At 69.5% G+C, this 16,832-nt stretch carries 23 protein-coding genes; 6 read left to right on the top strand and 17 right to left on the bottom strand.

Going from position 1 to position 16,832, the window contains the following annotated elements; genetic code table 11:
- Positions 1-12: 12 nt before the first annotated feature.
- Positions 13-1,212: a site-specific integrase gene (locus tag FFT10_RS03010; protein WP_162520681.1), complete on the top strand. Its 1,200-nt coding sequence runs from the start codon at positions 13-15 to the stop codon at positions 1,210-1,212.
- Here FFT10_RS03010 and FFT10_RS03005 read toward each other — a convergent pair.
- The 16 genes from FFT10_RS03005 to FFT10_RS02930 form a co-directional block, all read right to left on the bottom strand.
- Positions 1,209-1,457 carry a hypothetical protein gene (locus tag FFT10_RS03005; protein WP_137731268.1) on the bottom strand — a complete coding sequence of 83 codons (249 nt, stop codon included), beginning with the start codon at positions 1,455-1,457 and terminating at the stop codon, positions 1,209-1,211. The two genes, FFT10_RS03010 and FFT10_RS03005, sit on opposite strands and share 4 nt — an antisense overlap.
- Entirely contained in the window at positions 1,454-1,870 is a 417-nt protein-coding gene (locus tag FFT10_RS03000; protein WP_137731267.1) for a sigma factor-like helix-turn-helix DNA-binding protein, read from the bottom strand. The genes FFT10_RS03005 and FFT10_RS03000 overlap by 4 nt, the downstream gene beginning before the upstream one ends.
- The gene (locus FFT10_RS02995; RefSeq protein WP_137731266.1) at positions 1,867-2,211 is read right to left on the bottom strand and encodes a DUF4326 domain-containing protein; all 345 of its coding nucleotides are present in this window, start codon (positions 2,209-2,211) and stop codon (positions 1,867-1,869) included. The genes FFT10_RS03000 and FFT10_RS02995 overlap by 4 nt, the downstream gene beginning before the upstream one ends.
- Positions 2,208-2,510: a helix-turn-helix domain-containing protein gene (locus FFT10_RS02990; protein WP_137731265.1), complete on the bottom strand. Its 303-nt coding sequence runs from the start codon at positions 2,508-2,510 to the stop codon at positions 2,208-2,210. Before FFT10_RS02990 ends, FFT10_RS02995 begins: the two co-directional genes overlap by 4 nt.
- Positions 2,507-3,043: a hypothetical protein gene (locus tag FFT10_RS27615; RefSeq protein WP_154694075.1), complete on the bottom strand. Its 537-nt coding sequence runs from the start codon at positions 3,041-3,043 to the stop codon at positions 2,507-2,509. The genes FFT10_RS02990 and FFT10_RS27615 overlap by 4 nt, the downstream gene beginning before the upstream one ends.
- A 92-nt stretch (positions 3,044-3,135) precedes the next feature.
- On the bottom strand, positions 3,136-4,764 hold the full coding sequence (locus FFT10_RS02980; RefSeq protein ID WP_137731264.1) for a DNA cytosine methyltransferase: 1,629 nt from the start codon (positions 4,762-4,764) through the stop codon (positions 3,136-3,138).
- 3 nt (positions 4,765-4,767) lie between these two features.
- Positions 4,768-5,355: a WDGH domain-containing protein gene (locus FFT10_RS02975; RefSeq protein WP_137731263.1), complete on the bottom strand. Its 588-nt coding sequence runs from the start codon at positions 5,353-5,355 to the stop codon at positions 4,768-4,770.
- Between the two features lie 2 nt (positions 5,356-5,357).
- Positions 5,358-5,918, bottom strand: coding sequence for a metal-dependent phosphohydrolase (locus FFT10_RS02970; protein ID WP_228026921.1), 561 nt, complete (start codon positions 5,916-5,918; stop codon positions 5,358-5,360).
- On the bottom strand, positions 5,905-6,396 hold the full coding sequence (locus FFT10_RS02965) for a hypothetical protein (RefSeq protein ID WP_137731262.1): 492 nt from the start codon (positions 6,394-6,396) through the stop codon (positions 5,905-5,907). Before FFT10_RS02965 ends, FFT10_RS02970 begins: the two co-directional genes overlap by 14 nt.
- A gap of 46 nt (positions 6,397-6,442) precedes the next feature.
- The gene (locus FFT10_RS02960; protein ID WP_137731261.1) at positions 6,443-8,383 is read right to left on the bottom strand and encodes a ParB/RepB/Spo0J family partition protein; all 1,941 of its coding nucleotides are present in this window, start codon (positions 8,381-8,383) and stop codon (positions 6,443-6,445) included.
- 17 nt (positions 8,384-8,400) lie between these two features.
- On the bottom strand, positions 8,401-8,778 hold the full coding sequence (locus FFT10_RS02955; RefSeq protein ID WP_137731260.1) for a hypothetical protein: 378 nt from the start codon (positions 8,776-8,778) through the stop codon (positions 8,401-8,403).
- A complete protein-coding gene (locus tag FFT10_RS02950; RefSeq protein ID WP_137731259.1) occupies positions 8,768-8,986 on the bottom strand; it encodes a hypothetical protein in 219 nt (72 codons plus the stop codon). The genes FFT10_RS02955 and FFT10_RS02950 overlap by 11 nt, the downstream gene beginning before the upstream one ends.
- A gap of 77 nt (positions 8,987-9,063) precedes the next feature.
- Positions 9,064-9,321: a hypothetical protein gene (locus FFT10_RS02945; RefSeq protein ID WP_137731258.1), complete on the bottom strand. Its 258-nt coding sequence runs from the start codon at positions 9,319-9,321 to the stop codon at positions 9,064-9,066.
- An 8-nt stretch (positions 9,322-9,329) separates the two neighbouring features.
- Entirely contained in the window at positions 9,330-10,091 is a 762-nt protein-coding gene (locus tag FFT10_RS02940; protein ID WP_137731257.1) for a hypothetical protein, read from the bottom strand.
- Between the two features lie 253 nt (positions 10,092-10,344).
- Positions 10,345-10,605 carry an ECs_2282 family putative zinc-binding protein gene (locus tag FFT10_RS28925; protein ID WP_444544321.1) on the bottom strand — a complete coding sequence of 87 codons (261 nt, stop codon included), beginning with the start codon at positions 10,603-10,605 and terminating at the stop codon, positions 10,345-10,347.
- A gap of 43 nt (positions 10,606-10,648) precedes the next feature.
- Positions 10,649-11,278: a S24 family peptidase gene (locus FFT10_RS02930; RefSeq protein ID WP_137731255.1), complete on the bottom strand. Its 630-nt coding sequence runs from the start codon at positions 11,276-11,278 to the stop codon at positions 10,649-10,651.
- A 70-nt stretch (positions 11,279-11,348) separates the two neighbouring features.
- Here FFT10_RS02930 and FFT10_RS02925 point away from each other — a divergent pair, with 70 nt between their 5' ends.
- Positions 11,349-11,630 (top strand): YdaS family helix-turn-helix protein, encoded by a 282-nt coding sequence (locus FFT10_RS02925; protein WP_137731254.1) that lies wholly within the window; start codon positions 11,349-11,351, stop codon positions 11,628-11,630.
- Between the two features lie 146 nt (positions 11,631-11,776).
- Here the strand turns inward: FFT10_RS02925 and FFT10_RS02920 are convergent, their stop codons facing one another.
- Positions 11,777-12,007, bottom strand: coding sequence for a hypothetical protein (locus FFT10_RS02920; RefSeq protein ID WP_137731253.1), 231 nt, complete (start codon positions 12,005-12,007; stop codon positions 11,777-11,779).
- 355 nt (positions 12,008-12,362) lie between these two features.
- Here FFT10_RS02920 and FFT10_RS02915 point away from each other — a divergent pair, with 355 nt between their 5' ends.
- From FFT10_RS02915 to FFT10_RS02900, 4 genes are all read left to right on the top strand, one after another.
- Entirely contained in the window at positions 12,363-12,572 is a 210-nt protein-coding gene (locus FFT10_RS02915; RefSeq protein WP_137731252.1) for a hypothetical protein, read from the top strand.
- Positions 12,569-15,358, top strand: coding sequence for a DUF5906 domain-containing protein (locus FFT10_RS02910; RefSeq protein WP_137731251.1), 2,790 nt, complete (start codon positions 12,569-12,571; stop codon positions 15,356-15,358). Before FFT10_RS02915 ends, FFT10_RS02910 begins: the two co-directional genes overlap by 4 nt.
- A 403-nt stretch (positions 15,359-15,761) precedes the next feature.
- Entirely contained in the window at positions 15,762-16,268 is a 507-nt protein-coding gene (locus tag FFT10_RS02905) for an HNH endonuclease (protein ID WP_228026920.1), read from the top strand.
- Positions 16,265-16,831 (top strand): P27 family phage terminase small subunit, encoded by a 567-nt coding sequence (locus FFT10_RS02900; RefSeq protein WP_137731250.1) that lies wholly within the window; start codon positions 16,265-16,267, stop codon positions 16,829-16,831. Before FFT10_RS02905 ends, FFT10_RS02900 begins: the two co-directional genes overlap by 4 nt.
- The last annotated feature ends 1 nt before the right edge of the window (position 16,832 follow it).

Here is a 16,832-nt window from a genome sequence, read left to right as displayed (position 1 = left end):
CTGGAGGTGCCCATGTCCCACCACGTCAGGCCACGGGGCGCGCGGTTCGAGCTGCGGGTGAAGCACCGGCTGCTGCCGCGGCCGTTCTATGCCACGTTCGCCACCGAGGCCGAGGCCGACAGCTACGGCCAGCAGATGGACGCCATGCTGGACCGCGGCGTGGTGCCGGCTGAGCTGATGGCTGGCGAGCCCCGCGCGGCCGACGATCCGCTGCTGGTGGCGGTGGTGCGCGGCTACTTGAACAGCGCCCCGCACCTGACGGCAAGCGACAGCAAGCTGCTGGGCACCATGCTGCCCGAGCTGGCCGGCCTGCGCGTGAGCGCCGTCACCTACCGCTGGGCGACCGACACCTGGGTGCGTGAGCTGAAGATGAAGCACCACCAGGCGCCCGGCACCATCCGCAAGCGCGTGGGCGCGCTGGCCAGGGTGCTGGACTGGCACCTGGCCAGCACCGTGAAGGCCGGCGACACCGCCGCAGCGCCGGTGAACCCGCTGCGCCTGCTGCCGGTGGGCTACAGCCAGTACACCGAGGCTGAGCAGCGCGAGCTGGCCGGCCGATCAGTGAAGGGCCGGCCGCTGGCGCCACGGCACGATGTGCAGCGTGATCGCCGGCTGCTGCCGGCCGAGGAAGCCGCCATCCGCCAGGCGCTGGCCGGCGTGAAGCGCGACGACCGCGAGCGGCCGTGGACGGGCGCGGCCGGCGCCGGGCCCGATCTGGCCTTCGAGCTGTTCTTCAGCGTGATCCTGGACACCGGGCTGCGCCTGCGCGAGGCCTACCGCCTGCGCGCTGACCAGGTGGACACCGCCAAGGGCATCTTGCGGGTGGAGGGCAGCAAGGGCACGCGCGGCGCCATCAAGCCGCGGGTGGTGCCGCTGAAGCGCCACCTGCGTGATGCGCTGGCCAGCTGGTGCGCCGGCCGCGTGGGGCTGCTGTGGCCGTACTGGAAGGGCACGCCGGAAGACCTGGACCCAGCCACGCGGCGCCTGTCGGCGCGCTTCGCTTCGCTGTTCCGCTATGCCGGCGTGCCGGCGTTCACCGAGCACGATCTGCGGCACGAGGCCACCTGCCGGTGGTTCGAGCTGCGCGATCCGGCCGGGCGCTGGGTGTTCAGCGATGTGGAGATCGCGCGGATCATGGGCTGGTCAAGCTTGGCGATGGCGCTGCGGTATGCCAGCCTCCGGGGCGAGGATCTGGCGGCGCGACTGGGCTAGATGCCCCTCGCGTCGTCGATGGCGTCTTGCGCGGCCAAAGTTGCCAGAAGGATCAGCGTGTTCTCGCTGATCGGTTTGGGGTTGGCATGCCCGGCATGCAGGTGCCATGCACGCTGCACCAGCTCATGCACGATGTGCATCGTGGCTGTCGCGCGCTGGGTGTTCATCTGCAGCTCAGCCAGCTGCATTTCCAGCAGGCGCATTGCGGTCACCAGGCGGTCAGTGCACTCGTCGATCTCGCTCATGGATTCACATGCCTGTTTGCCAGCCGCTGCAGCACACCCAGGGCCTTGACTTCGATCTGGCGAACACGCTCCTGGGTTACCAGCATTCGTGCCCCGGTCTCTTTCAAGGTCAGGTCGTGGATGTACCGAAATCGCAGCACATCAACCTCGCGCCATGTCAGGTGCCGCAAAGCCAAGCGCCAGAGCTGTGCGCACGCGGCGCCGGCCTTGTCGTCGTCGTCTTCCAGCACCATCAGAGCGCGCATGCCAAAGGCCGGAGTTTCTGCCGGCTCGTCGCCGCTGCTCAGCCACATGCGGTAAGCCTCGCCATGCAGTGCTGACCACCGGCTACCGTAGGGCTGCCGACCGCGCGGGCGCTGCCCGACAGTCGCATTGAGCTGACGGTAAAGAGTGGCGTCGCAGGCAATCTTCATCGTTTCATGCCCTCGTTCGCCAGCCGCAGCAGCTCGTCAGCGTGGCAGGGCGTGCCAGCACGGCACCAGCAGGCCAGCGACTTGCCGCGCAGCTCGGCTGCATCCTTCAGGGCCATCGCTCGGTACTGCTCCAGCGCCTTGTAGCCCGCAACGCTGCTCATGTGGATGGCCCCGCCGAGCATCAAGCGGAACCAGTAGACGCACTGCGCCTGGGTGCCATCCTTGCCCACGATGAACGGGTTCCCCCACTTCGTCGTGCGGTCAACCTTCACGGTGTTCGGGGGCATGCGCCAGCCCTTGGCGCGCGACAGCCGCACGCGGATCGGCTTGTCGTCGCTCATGCCTGCCCACCCATCGGCACCAGCTTGGGCAGCGCGCGCGGCTTCGGGCCGCGCCGGGGCTTGTCGACCTGGTGCACCGTGGTGGCCACCGGTGCCGGCGTCTTGCGGCGGCCGGCGGCCTGCTCCAGCGCCAGCTGGTCCAGCCGCTGGGCCAGCGCACCGGCCGGGAACACCCAGCCGCCGCCCGGCTTCACGCCGGCCAGCTCGCCGTCGCGGGCCATCTGCTCCACGGTCTTCACGGCGCAGCCGAGCAGCTGCGCCACCTGCTCTGCGGTGTAGACGGTGACGGTGGTGCTCATGCTTCCTGTCCTTCCTTCTTCTGCTGGGTCTGCGCGCGCATCTGCAGCGCCGCGGCCTCCAGTCGTTCAACCTCGCGCTGGCTCCAGTCGGCCGCCTGGCAGGCGGTGGCGGTATCCACCAGCTCGGCCAGCTGGTCCATGTAGACCACGCCGTCGCGGGCCAGCTGCATGTCAGGGCCATCGAACAGCACGCGGCCGGTGCGGCTCCAGCGTTCGCACAGGCGAGCGGCCACCTCCAGCTGCGCGTCCATCTCGTCCACGCCGGCCTGTAGCAGCTGCGCGGCCTTCCACCAGCACAGCACGCTGCCGATGAAGTCCCACAGCATCGTGGGCTCGGCCTTGCCGCTGCAGATGGCGTCCAAGTTCACGTGGTGGGCCATGCTCAGCTCCTGGCGCTGGCTGGCAGACAGCGGCTGCGCGCCGCGCTTGGCAGCCTGCCGGGCTGCCTGGCTGATGTGCATGCGGGCCAGCAGCTGGGCCTTGCGGGCCTGCTGCTGCAGCAAGGCCCTGGTGGGCAGGCGAGACGTGGCCACGGTCACTCGTTCCACACATAGGGCTTGCCGCCCAGGCCCAGGGCCCACAGGGCCCACTTGATGATGTTCATGTGCTCGGTCCTTCCAGCGGCTTACGCCGCGCGCTTGAGCGCCTGGCGCTCGCTGTAGTTCGCCCGCACCAGCGCCTCAGCCAGCGGCGGGCACACGCTGTTGCCGCACATCCGCACCTGGGCGGCCTTGCTCAGCGCCCGGCCGTCGGCGCCGCGGTCGATCACGTAGCTGGACGGGAAGCCCTGCGCCATGTACAGCTCGCGCGGCTGCAGCATGCGCATGCCGATGTCGGCAATGGCGTGCGGTACGCCGTCGACCATCACCAGCGCGAACCGCGGCTTGGTGGTGACGGTGTGCATGGGGTCAGCCAGCGGGGTGTCCTGGTCGCTGCCGTAGTAGGCGGTCAGGAACGCTGCCACCACGGCTGTGTCGGCCTTGGCTGTCACCGTGCGCGCCGGTCGGTCGGCGCTGTAGCTGCTGGCCTGACCCTGGCCGGTGCGGCCGCCCACGCCCACCAGCGTGCCGGCCACCAGGCTGTGGTGGTCGCTGGTGGTCACCGTGCCCAGTGGCTGCTCCACGCCGTGGCCGGTGACGCCGCCGTAGTGCTTGGCCAGGAAGGCGGCCACAAGCGCATGCTTCTGGCCGCCCACCACCGTGCCCAGCGGCTTGTCGATGCCGGGCACGCGCGGCGCCTGGCCGGGGCGCTCGCCATAGCCGGTCTGCACCAGGGTGGGCACGGCCAGCATGTGCTCGGCCTTGGTGGTGATGGTGGGCGCCGGCTTGTCGATGTCATGCGCGCCGCTGCCCCAGCGCTGCACACCGCCGGGCTTGCCCTCGCCGTGGGCGATGTGAACGATGAAGGGCTTGGCCGCCTCCACCACATAGCGCATCACCCCGCGCGCCACGCGGCGCAGCGTCGCCTCGGCCAGCGGGCGATCGCGCTCGAAGATGCTGGGGCACGGCAGGCTCCAGTCGATGCACTCGGCCGCCGTGCGCCAGGGCTTCAGGCCGCTGCCCTTGGCCGCCGTGCGCCAGGGCTTCAGGCCGCTGCCCTTGGCCGGCTTCGCGGCGTGGGTGGGCTCGGGCCACACGATGGGCTGGCCGTCGCGCCGCGCCACCAGAAACAGCCGCTTGCGGATGGTGGGCGCGCCGTAGTCGCAGGCGCGCAGCTCGCGCCATTCCACAACGTACCCCAGGTTGCGCAGCTGGGCCACCCAGCGGCCGAAGCTGCTGCCGCGGCGCTCAGGGCAGGGCGTGCCGTCGGCCAGCAGCGGGCCCCAGTGCTGAAACTCTTCCACGTTCTCCAGGTGGATGACGCGCGGGTGCTGGCCGGTGGGCTTGAGCATGCGCACCCACTTCACCACGATGCTGGCCAGGCCACGGCGGCGGCGCGCCTTGTTGCGGTCGCGAAAGGGCTTGCCGCCCCGGGCCTTGCTGTGGAAGGTGCAGTCAGGGCTGGCCCACAGCAGGCCGATCGGCCGGCCGGCGCACACCACGCGCGGGTCCACCTCCCACACGTTGCTGACGTGGTGCTCGGTCTGCGGGTGGTTGGCCTGGTGCAGGCTCACCGCCTCGGGGTCGTGGTTGACCGCAATGTCCACGTGCCGGCCGATGGCCTGCTCGATGCCGCAGCTGGCGCCTCCACCGCCGGCAAACAAGTCGACCACCAGCTCGTCGGCGAGGGGCAGGATGTACTGGGGGCGCAGCATGTCTTAGCCCGCCTCGCTGGCCGGCGTGCCGGTGGGCTGCGCTGCCACCGGCGGCGGCGTCACAACGCCCAGGCGCAGCCCCGCGTCCAGCACCATCGCCTTCACGTCAGGGCCGAAGGCGAGGGTGGCGACGTCTTTCAGCATGCGGCGCTGGTCGCCGGTCAGCAGCCGGTCGCACTGCAGCACCGCCACGTCGCCGGCCTGCATCTCCAGCCGCTGCAGCTGGTTCACCAGAAAGCTGGGCCGGCCGCCTTCAAACGCCATGGCCACGCGGCGGTACTTCTCGGGCGTGTCGTGCCCATCCCACGCGCCGGTGTAGGCCGGCAAATCGCTGAACAGGTGCGCCTGGCTGTCGTGGTAGTGCCAGCTGGCCTGGCCGGTGGGCAAGTCGATGTAGACGCAGCCGTGCCAGTCTTCGCTCCAGCCTTCGATGGCCGTGCGCGCGGTGCCGGCCGTCCAGCCCATGGCCAGCGCCATGCGGGCGATCAGCGCCACGCAGCAGTTGCGCTCCAGGTACGCGGCATCCTTGCGGGCCGTCATTGCGGCCAGATCGGCGGTGGCCTGGGCGTAGTCGGTGATGCACTTGCTCATGCTTACGCCCCAGTCAGCTTGTTGAATCGGCTCAGGAACATCAGGCACGCCTCTTCGCAGGGCCAGGGGTCAATGCGATCGACCAAGGGGTGCAGGCCGGCAATGCACTCCCAGGTGTGACGGTCGCCTGGCATCAAGTCACGCTTCTCAGTGGCCAACATCACCAGATCGGCCTCTTTCACGCACAGCGGCAAGTCAGCCGGTAGTCCAAAGCGGCTGAACACTGCCGCTTCGACGCGCTTCTCGATTGCTTTGTAGTCGGGCAGCAACTGCTTCAGCGGCTTGGCCACATCGCCAATGAATGCCTCGGCCGCGTCATGCAGCAACCCGGCCAGCGCGTGCTCGGGCGGCACGATGCGCGACACCAGCACGCTGTGCTGTGCCACCGAGTAGAAGCTGCGGCTGTGGCCAGTGAAGCGGCAGATGTGGGACAGCGCATGTGCGATGTCGCCGATGCCGAAGTAGCTTTCCTCGGGTTGCAGGAAATCGAAGTAGTGCCCGCTGACGGTCAGGATGTCCGGCTTCATGGCCAGCGCTGCGGTCTTATGGTCAGAGAGGGCCATCGTTGTCTCCCGCGTCATCGGCCGCGATCAGCGCGCTGCTGCGCGTCAGCTGCAGCAGGGCCTGGCGCTCAGCCTCGGGCACCGAGTCCAGCGCGCTGTGCAGGCTGATCAGCTTCAGCGGGCTGGCCTTGATCTGCACCGCGGCCAGGCGGGCGGTGGCTTCGTCCACCCAGTGGATGGTGAACACGGCCGGGTGGCCCACGCTGCGGCTGTGCGCAGGGATGCGGCGCTCCACGTCCACGAACGCGCCGTTGCGCCACACGCTGTCGAGGTACACCACCTCGGGCACGTCCACGCGCATCAGCGGCGCGCCGAAGGTCAAGTCATGGCTGATGGTGCCGGCCACGCGCTGGTGGCCCATCAGTTCAACGATGGCCCACATCTGCGGGATCTGCGGGGTGGGCTGGGCAGCAGCGGCTGCCGGCTGCTGCGGCGGGCTGGCCACCTGGTGGCCAGCGCTGGGGTCGGTGGGGTGCACGGTGCTTCTCCTGTGTGTTGCTGGTGGCAGTGGGGCATCGGCCCCCTCAGATGTGACCCTTGGGGAATTCCCAGTTGGGGTCGGTGACGGGCTCACGCCTGGGGGCCGATGCCTCGTCGGACACTTCATCCGCCCCGCTTGCGGGGCGGTGGGCCGCCACGAATGCGGCCGTGGCGTCTTGCACTGGGGCGCCCCGCACGGCGATGCGCGCATCGCGCAGCACCCGGTCGAGCGGGATGCCGAAGTGCTTGGCCAGCACACCGGCCGGCCGCACGTGCATGGTGGCTGCGGGCACCAGCTCGTCAGCGCAGTCACGCGCGGCCAGCACCAGCATCAGCAGCCCGGCCAGCGCCGCGCCATCGGCCACGCGCACGCGGCGGGCGAAGTCTTCGCTATAAGCGCCGTCCAGCGTCCAGCCCATCACGGTGTAGAGCAGGCTGCACTCTTCGGCACTGGCTTCATCCCACATGGCAGTGATCGCCAGCCGCAAGATCAGCAGCGGCGGCTCGCCGCCTTCGGCCAGCGCTTCCTCCAGCTCGGCCAGCAGCAGCTCGCCGAACTTGGCACGCTCCAGCGCTTCGGCCGTGGCCGCGTCATTCACCGTCACCGCCACACCGCGGCCCGGCGCGGGGGTGTTGTCTTCCATGCCGGCACCACCGGTGCCGGCATCCTTCGCCACCGCCGCCCCCTCCCCCCGCGGTGGAGGGGCTTCGCCAGTGGTTGCGGGCTCTGCGGCGGGTGCGCTGCATACACCGGCGCCGCTGTCGGTGGCCTTGGGCTTGAACAGCGGCTGGGCCGGCGCTGCAGCCGGGGCGGCCTTAGCCGGCGCAGCCTTCACCGTCTGCGAACGCAGCAGCCCGCGGGCCTTGATGGCGCGCTGTGCGGCGTCGGCCGTCACCAGCTCCAGCGGGGCGCTGCCGGGCACGTCCACCACCACGATGCTGCCGGCGAAGCCGCTGCCCAGCAGGGCGCGCAGCGGGCGCTGGCTGTCGGTCAGCGCCGGGCAGGGGGCATCCAGCCGGTAGTGGCCGATGGGCTCGGCATCAGGCCGGGGCAGCACCTTGCGGGCGGCGGCGCCCTGCAGCACGGTGCGGCCGGCATCGCGCGCGGCCTGCAGCAGCTGCTGGTGCGCCTCTTCGGCCTTGGCCTGGTAGCAGCGGGCGTCCTGGCACAGGTCGCCACCGCCGGCCACATCTGCAAACAGGTCAGGCGCGGCGCCGCTGCGCTTGGGGCAGGCGCTGCAAGGGCCGGCCACGTTGTAGGTGGCGGTGGTGTCGAAGCGCGCCAGCGTCAGCGCCAGCATGAACTCGCGCTTCAGGAACTCACTGGCCTGGCGGTAGCTGTACGGCTCACCACCGAAGCCGCTGACGATGCGCGCCGTGGCGCGGGCCTGCTCGGTCTGGTCAGGCATGCGGGCGATCAGCAGCGCCACGCTGGCGTCGATGGTGCCGGCCAGGAAGGCATCACGCGCGGGCTTGCACAGGTTGCGCAGCTTCAGGCGCTGGTACACGTAGCTGGGGCTCACGCCCACGGCGGCGGCCAGGTCTTCCTTGCTGGCATAGCCCTGCAGGCCGTCGTCAGCGCGCAGCAGGGCGGCAAAGCCGTCGGCCTCTTCCAGCGGGTGCAGGTCCTGGCGCTTGGTGTTCTCGGCCAGGGCCAGCTTGATCAGCTCCTGGTCGGTGCAGTCACGCAGCACCGCGTCCAGCGCGTCCAGGCCAGCCTGGGGTGCGGCGCGCCAGCGGGTTTCACCCACCACGATCTCATACGGCGGGCGGCCGTTGCTGGGGGTATGCAGCGGGTTGGGCCGCACGCGGATGGGCTGGATCTGCGCGTTGACGGCCATGTCGGCGGCCATGGCGGCCACCTTCTCGGGCTTCCAGGTCTTGCGCGGGTTCAGCGGGCTGGGGGTGATCAGCCCCACGGGGATGCGCAGCGCGCCTTCCAGCGGCTGCACGGCGGCCGGGGCGGCCAGGGTGGTGTCGGTCATGGTGATGGTGGTGAGGGTCAATCGGCGGCCGTGGTGGGGCCGGTGGCGGGGCTGGTGTCGGGCTGCCAGCCGCCCCGCAGTTGCTGCGTGCGGCGCACGCCAGGGCTGAACCACACCAGCTGCAGTTCGGCATCGCGCTCAGTGCTGGCCAGGCCAGCGGCACGCAGGCGCTGCAGCACGTAGCGGGCGCGCTCTTCGTCGAAGATGCGCGGGTCAGCCCGGCGCATCACGGCCCGCACCACCGACGTGCGAACGCCGGCCGGGTGCTGTGCCAGCAGCTGAAGCACAGCCATGCGGCCTGGGCTGCCGCGCTCAGCAAAGCCTGGCAGGTTGTCAGCGGCAGCGGCGGCACCACCGATGAGGGCCGGCGCGGTGGTGGTGCAGTCAGTCGTCATCGTCGGTGTCGCCTGCGGCCAGGCGCTTGCGGTCAGGAGGGCTGGGCAGCGGGCTGGTGGTGGCTGAGGGCCGGCGGGGCGGCCAGGGCGTGCGGTGCGGGCTGGGCTGTGCCGCCTGCAGCTGCGCGCGCTTGGCCGCGCGGGCATCGCGCAACATGGTCTGCAGCGCGGTCATGTTCACCAGCCGGCTGTACAGCGGGTCAGCCATGGCGGCATCGAAGGTGGCGGGCCAGGTGCGCCGCTTGCAGCGCTGCCAGGCCGCGACCAGCTGCTCAGCCGATGGGATCAGCACCCGGGGCATTGCACGGCCTGCCACACGGTGTACGCCAGCACCATCAGCAGCGCCGTGCTGCCGCAGCCACAGATCAGCCCGCTGCTGAAGCCCCACCACCAGCCGGCGCGGTAAGCGCGGCGCTCCACCACCTCCAGCAGCCAAGGCCGGGCTTGCTGGGCCTGGTGCTGCGCGGTGCCGGGTTGCACCGTGGCGCCGTTGGCCAAATGCACCTGGCCCGCCTCAGCGCCCAGGCTGTCGTCATCAGACACAGCGGCGCTCATCGTGCGCACCCGGGTGCGCTGGCGGTGCACACCACGCTGGGCGTGGGCACATCGGGCGGGCCGTCTTCGGGGTCGCCACCGCCGCAGGCGGTCAGCAGCAGCGCGGTGAGGCCGGCCACCAGGGCGCGCACCTGGCGACGGGTGAGCACCAGGCGGTCTTCGTCGTGCTCGAGCAGCACGCTGTACAGCGGATCACGGCTGCGCCAGTGCGGGTCGTCCTGCACCAGCAGGGTGGCCGCGTGGCCGGTGTAGTACGGCTCGGGCAGGCGGATGGCCTGCACGTCATCGTCGGGCTTGCTGGCCTGGGCCGTCTGGTGCATGGCATGCAGGGCGCTGCCGGGGCGCACCGGGGCGCTGAACTGGTCCATCCACTCGCAAGCGGCCTGGTCGATGGTGTAGAGGCTGGCGTACCAGTCGGTGTTGGCCTGGGCTGCTGCGGCGCCCAGCTCACGCAGGTTGCCGAAGTCGTCGACCACATAGTCCTGCATGGCCAGGGACGCGGTGCTGCCCTGGTGCGGATACACCGCCACCGTCCAGGTGCCGCGCGCGTGGTTGCGGAAGGCTTCCCACAGCTCGTTGCGCAGCACCGGCTTGTCGGTGGGGCGGGCCGGCCAGTTGGCTGGCGCGGGCACCGGCATGTCCGGTGCGGCCACCCAGAAGCGCCGGTCGTGCGGCGCCAGGTTCAGCGGGTTGGCCTCCCCGCTGAGGTACACGATGTTGGGCGGCCTGTCGCCGCCGAGGTCGATGCCAGATGCCACGGTTGCCTCAGCACCCCCGGCGGTTGCCGTTGTTCGGGGGGTGTGAGGAAGACTTTAACGTAAGCGAAAGTCAACGGCAATAGCGACCGCTAAATTTCTTGCAGAATCCGCCAGCCGCATGTCGCGGCGCAGTGGCCCGCTGATCGGGCAAGTGGGGTTGGGGATGGTGGATCTACACCAGCAAGCGCCGCAGGTTGGCCGCATCACTCTGGTCTTGGACTGCAGCGATCTGCAGCGCGCAATTGGCGAGGCGCTACGGGAGCTTCTTCCAGCCCTTGACGCCTTTGAGCCCCTCAGTGAAGAGGCCGGCGGCAAGCTGGCGCGCACGCTCGCTGATGGCATGGTCTCGAAGCTGCGCTATGGTGGCGACGGCACCGCAGGCGGTGCAGGAAAGCTGGTCGTCGTCTTTGACGTTGGCGGGGTGAGTGAACTGTGTGCCTCCGCACTGAAGACACTGGAGGCTGACGGCCTCTTGGTGAGGCGCGCCGCCGGGGTTGCTGGGCTCTGACTGCATTGGGGCTCTCCGGTCGGTGCCCGGTAGCGCCGGGCGCGCGGTGTCAACGTGCAAGGGCTGACCAGGGCCGGTCAATGCCCACGAACACGCCCAGCACCACCAGCGCGTGCTGCTCGCTGTGCAGCACGGGGTAGGCCTTGTTGCTGGGGTGCGCTTCCCAGGCACCGCCCAGCAGCGCCCGCATCTCTCGGAAGAACGGCTCACCCTGCGGGCCAGCCACCAGCACGGCATCACCGGGCTGAGCCTTGCGGCGGGTGTCGAACTTCACCTTGGTGCCGGCCGGTGCTACGGGTGCCATCGCATCGTCTGGCAAGACCACGTAGAACTCGGCCGGAAGTTGTCGGGGTTCCATCTTCAGTTGCTCCCATGGGACAGTGGGAGCGACTGTTTCGGTTGGCAGGCTCAGTTTGTGAGCTATACCCCCGGCCTCGGCGGGTGTGCTTTCGACCAGTGCTGTGGCGGCATCCAGGTGCTGAACGTCCATCCAGCGCTCCGGTTTGCGCAGCATTTGCTCAATGTGGCGCGCGCTGTCTTCTTCGATGCTGCGATACCCCTTAAGCCATTGACTAACTTGAGAGGGGGCCTTGTGGATTCGCTTGGCCAAGCTCTTTTTCATGTCGAACTCGCCCACCAAGCGATGGAGGTTCTGGCGGCGAATTTCGCGGATGTCCATGGCGAGACTTTAGGCCGCACTAATTTAGCGATGGTTGCATAAACACTTTCGCTTGCGTTAAAGTGTTCGCATGACCTACGACATAGACCAGATCGGCGGCACGGTGGCCGTGGCCCGCATGGCGGGTGTGGCGCCGCCGTCTGTCACGGGCTGGCGCAAGCGCGGCATCCCGTCTGAGCGTTGCGCGGCCATCGAGCGCGGCAGCGAGGGCAAGGCCACCTGCGAGCAGCTGCGCCCCGATGTCGCCTGGCATCGCGTGCCCGACCCCGACTGGCCCTGGCACCCCGCCGGCCGCCCGCTGATCGATGTGACCCGCCAGCCCAACCCCCAGGAGACGAAAGATGCTGCGTAGTAGCGTGAACCACGTGTTGTGCCGCAAGCGGCGCGAGGCAATTGCCAAGCGGGCGCCTGACTTCCACGGCTGGGGCCATGGACTGCGCGCCCAGCGGGACCGCCAGCACATGCTGGCCTGTTGGGATGCGATGGTGTCGCGGCGCTTCAGGTTTGCGGACGATCTGGCGCCACCCGAGCCAGCGCATGCAGATCGATGAAGAACATCTCTTCTGTCGTCTCGCCGCGCTTTTCGGCGTTCTTGGCTAAGCCGGCCAGGTCTTGCGCAAAGGCTGCCTGCCTGTCCGCGGGCAGCTGGCGCACAGTGGCGAAGACGATCCCGGCCATCACGTTGAACATGGCGTTCAGCGTCTGCGCGTTGACAGGTAGTTTGTCCATGGTCGCCCTCCTGTGGCGTTTGGTGTGTGGAAACCCAAGCGTACAGCCGCAGGCCGGGCGGCCACCCTTTGTCTCCCACGTGCACGGTGCACGTGTTCGCCGCCCGGGTGAAAGCCTGGGCGGCTTTTTCATGGGCGGCGGTGGTGTGCATGGCCGCAGCTTGCGCCTGTTAGGCCGGCGCGTGAATCCACTCAACTGATCAAACCGGCTGCGCCTGCGCGCATGCCTTTTGCCCACCGTGACACCTTCGACACTCACCCCACAGCCCGGCACCGACCGGGCTGATTCAACAGCCGCCCCCGATGCGTTGTCGGATGAAGCTATCAGCCACGGTGAGCGGCTGAGCGCCGACGACATGGCCACTGCGCGTGAAGCCCAGTTCACCGCTGCCGCGCTGGCCGCTGCCCGCCGCCCGGTGCACACGGCACCGGCTGGCGTGTGCGGCAACTGCCAGGCGCGCTGCCTGCCCACGGCCAAGTACTGCGACGAAGACTGCCGTGCCGACCATGAGCGCCGGCTGTCCACGCTGCGCCGCCAGGGCAGGGCACCGGGGGGAATGCGTTGACGGCGCCGGCCAAGCCCAGCAGTGCCGCGCTGCGTGCCGCGGTGCTGGCAGAGCGGGCGGATCTGGTGCAGCGCCTGCAGGCCATGCCGGCCGACATGGCCGATCAGCCGCAGTGGCTGCTGTGGAAGCTGGTGGACAAGCCCGGCGCGGCCAAGCCGGCCAAGGTGCCGTTCTACGCCAGCGGCAAGCTGCGGGGCTGGCCGCATGGCAAGCCGAAGGACGGCGTGCCCACGGCTGAGCAGCCGCAGGTGGAGCAGGGCGCCGAGCTGGACCGTGCGCACCTGGTGCCGCTGCAGCAGGCGCTGCAGGTGTTCAACAGCAGCCCGGCCTGGGCCGGCGTGGGCTTCGCCTTCCTGCCGGGTGATGGGCTGATCGGTGTGGACATTGACGGCGCTGTCGATCGTGACACGGGCGAGATGTCGGCGCTGTGCGCCGAGCTGCTGGCCAGCTGCGCCAGCTACGCCGAGACCAGCGTGAGCGGCACCGGGGTGCACATCATCCTGCGTGGCGCCACGCCCAAGTTCAAGTCAGACCGCATCGGGCTGGAGGTGTACTGCGGCAGCCAGTACTTCACGTGCACGGGCCGCCCGGTGGGCGAGCGCCTGCCGGTGGCCGATGCCAAGCCCGAGGTGCTGGAGCGCATGCGCCAGCTGGTGGAGGCAGCCAACGAGGCCGAGAAGATCGAGCGTGATGCCGCGCGTGAGGCGGCCCGCGCGGCAGCCCGCGCTGCGGCCCCGCCGGCCCCGCGGCGTACACCTGCGCCTGCACCTGCAGGCGGATCTGCGCGTGATGACTTCCGCCTGGTCAACGATGCGGCGCTGCAGGCCCTGGCGCGCTGGGTGCCCAGTGCGCTGCCCGGCGCGCGGGCCTGGGCCGATGGCTACCGCGTCACCAGCAAGGCGCTGGGGCGTGATCTGCAGGAGGATCTGCAGCTGCTGCCCAGCGGCATCTATGACTTCGGCGAGGAAGAGGCCAAGAGCCCCATCGACGTGGTGCTGCAGTGGCTGCCCGGGATGGCCGCGCCCAAGGATGCGTTGCACTGGCTGGCCCGCGCCGTGGGCGTGGAGCTGGCGCCGCTGGCTACCCGCCGGGCCCCGCGGCCGGCGGCTGCAGCACCATCGGTCGCGCCCCCACCCCCACCCCCACCCACCCCCGCCCCCCACGGTGCCCCGCCGGCTGGGCCTGATCAGCCGGGCGATGTCGACCAGGCCAAGCCCGGCCCGCTGGGCGATGACCCGCCGCTGCCCGATGAGGCGCAGCATGGCGGCAACGTGGTTCCCCTGCCTGTTCAAGCGGCGCGCCCCCGCGCGCACGGCCCGGGGGAGGGCGCCACCGATCAAGCACCCGCCGGCACGGCGGACGACGATGCCGGCGGGGATGGCGGTGGTGATGGCGGCGGCCGGCCGGGCCGCAAGATCCCGCCCGAGACCTGGGAGCTGGTGGAGGTGATGTGCCAGCGCTTCGTGCTGATCTACAGCACCGACACGGCCTGGGACCGCGTGGAGCTGATGCTGGTGAAGATCGCGGCCATGCGCCTGGCCTTCGGCAAGACGGCGGTGAACCTGTGGCTCAGCCGGCCGGCGCCGGTGCGGCAGATGGTGCGGCCGGTGGATCTGGTGTTCGAGCCCGGCGTCAAGGTGCCCGAGCCGCAGATCAACATGTTCGCCGGGCTGGAGCTGGAGCCCGTGGAGTGCACGGACGCTGACGTGCAGCCCATGCTGCGGCTGCTGCGCCATCTGTGCAGCGAGAGCCAGACGCCGGCCGATGATGTGGACGCGGTGATGCACTGGGTGCTGTGCTGGCAGGCGGTGCCGCTGCAGCGCCTGGGCACCAAGATGCAGACCGCCATCGTGATGCACGGGGCCCAGGGCACAGGCAAGAACCTGTACTGGGACATGTGGCGCGATCTGTTCGGCGACTACGGCGTGACCGTGGGGCAGACCGAGCTGGAAGACAAGTTCAACGGCTGGATCAGCCGCAAGATGGCTATCCTTGGTGACGAAGTTGTCTCCCGCCAGGAGATGTACCACAACAAGAACCGGCTCAAGATGGTCGTCACCCAGCAGGACAAGTTCCCCATCCGCGACATCCAGCAGGCCACGCGGTGGGAGAGCAACCACGCCAACGTGGTGTTCCTGTCCAACGAGTCGCAGCCCCTGGCGCTGGAGGAACGCGACCGGCGCTTCCTGGTGGTGTACACCCCGCTGGAGGCCGACGCTGCGCTGTACGAGGCAGTGCGCGACTTCAAGCGCAATGGCGGCCTGGCCAAGTGGCTGTACTACCTGCAGCACTACCCGGTGGGCGACTTCGACGCCCATGCCAAGCCGCTGATGACGCGGGCCAAGGAAGACTTGATCGAGGCCGGGTGGAAGCCCGCCGTGCGCTTCGTGTACGAGTGGATGGAGGGCCTGCTGGAGCTGCCTGTGCGCGTGTGCAGCGCCGAGCAGCTGTACCGTGCCTTCCGCCGCTGGTGCGACCTGACCGGCGCCAAGTGGCCGCCTGACCAGGCCGGCTTCACCAGCGAGGTGAAGCGCTTCGTCAATGAGCGGGTGAGGCGCAACGCCGAGGGCAAGCTGGGCCAGCCCAAGCTGCACTACAAGCAGGTGGCGTTGAAGGATGCCGTCACCCTGACTCGCAAGACAGTGCGCTGCTGGCTGCCTGACGGCACCGGACCGTTGAACGGCGTGAGCGAGGGCGAGTGGGCCTGCGATGCGGTGAAGACCTTCGAGGCTGACCTGCACCGCTTCTGCCGCCGGCCTGGTGGCCTGGACGACGACGCGCAATGACCACGCATCTGCCGGGCTGTTGCGCCCATATCCCGCCGATATTCCGCGCTAAGTTGTTGTGGTTACTTGTGTTCCGCCTGTTCCGCCATTCTCCCGTGCGTGCGCACATACCGTGCACAGACACAGTAACCACCGCCTCCACGGTGGATAGTGCTTCCCGTATGCGCGAAACCCCGTAACAGGCGGAACACAAGTAACGACAAGCACTTAGCGCGGGACAACCGCGGGACACACCCGTAACGCACGCGCGCGCCCATTCCCCCCCTCACCCTTCACCGAGGAAAGAAAGAGAGTGGTTGGGGAATGTGCTTGGTGGCATTGAATATCTCCGCGTGATTCATAGAATCGCGATGTCTGCAAAACACCGGCCGCCTGAACAGCGGCCATCCACTGTGAAACCCCGTTGGCGCAAGCCACCGGGGTTTTCGTCTTTATGCCCCTGGCCTGCCCCAAGCCCTGCAGTGAACCCGGATGCCGCGCCCTTGTGGTGGGCGGCGGCACGCGCTGCCAGGACCACAAGGCCCGGCGTGGCAGCTTCGGCGACCGCACCCGGGGCACCCGCCACGAGCGTGGCTATGGCGCCGCCTGGGATCGCCTGCGTGTGCAAGTGCTGCGCCGCGATGCCGGCATCTGCCAGCACTGCCTGAAGCTGTCAGGCGCTGTGCACCAGGGCACCGAGGTCGACCACCGGCTGCCCAAGGCGCAAGGCGGCACCGACGACCTGGACAACCTGCAGACCATCTGCAAGGCAGCGCACCGTGCCAAGACCCAGGCAGAGACGCGCGGCACCCCCGGGGGGGGTCAGATCTCTGGCCCGATCCCCGACAGGACCGACCAGGTAGCCAAATTTTTTCGCGCGGGAGTTTTGACCGGGGGGGTACCCCCAGTTGCGGTTGGGGGTCGATCATGACCGGCACGCGCGGGCCCAAGTCGTTGCCTTCGAACGTGCATGCCCTGCGGGGCAACCCGTCGAAGCTGCCCCTGTCGCAGCTGATGGACGAGCTGCAGCCGGTTGTCGAGATCCCCAACTGCCCGGGGCACCTGCTGCCTGAGGCCAAGGCCGAGTGGCGGCGCATCACCCCCGAGCTGGAGCGGTACGGGCTGATCAGCAAGCTGGACCGCGCCGCCCTGGCGCTGTACTGCCAGGCCTACGCCACCTGGGTGTGGGCCGACAAGCAACTGCAGCTGGCTGTGGCTGCGGCTGCGGCCGGCCGGGCCGCTGCTGAGGCCGAAGGCAAGCCCTGGGTGGGCGGCGACGGGTACACCTACCCCTCGCCCAATGGCCACGTGATCTACAGCCCGCACTGGGTGATCCGCAACAAGGCAATGGAGCAGGTCAAGCAGTTCGCGGCCGAGTTCGGGCTGAGCCCGGTGCACCGGGGCCGGGTGTCAATGAGCAACAACCGCCAGGCCGACTGGGTTGGCCACGGCGCGGACGACGACCAGAAGCCGCAAGGCTTTGGTGCGCTGTAAG

Source organism: Pseudaquabacterium pictum, assembly GCF_005403045.1.
Lineage (GTDB): Bacteria > Pseudomonadota > Gammaproteobacteria > Burkholderiales > Burkholderiaceae_C > Pseudaquabacterium > Pseudaquabacterium pictum.
Note: the sequence above shows the minus strand (reverse complement) of the source record. Positions and strands in the feature narration are given on the sequence as shown.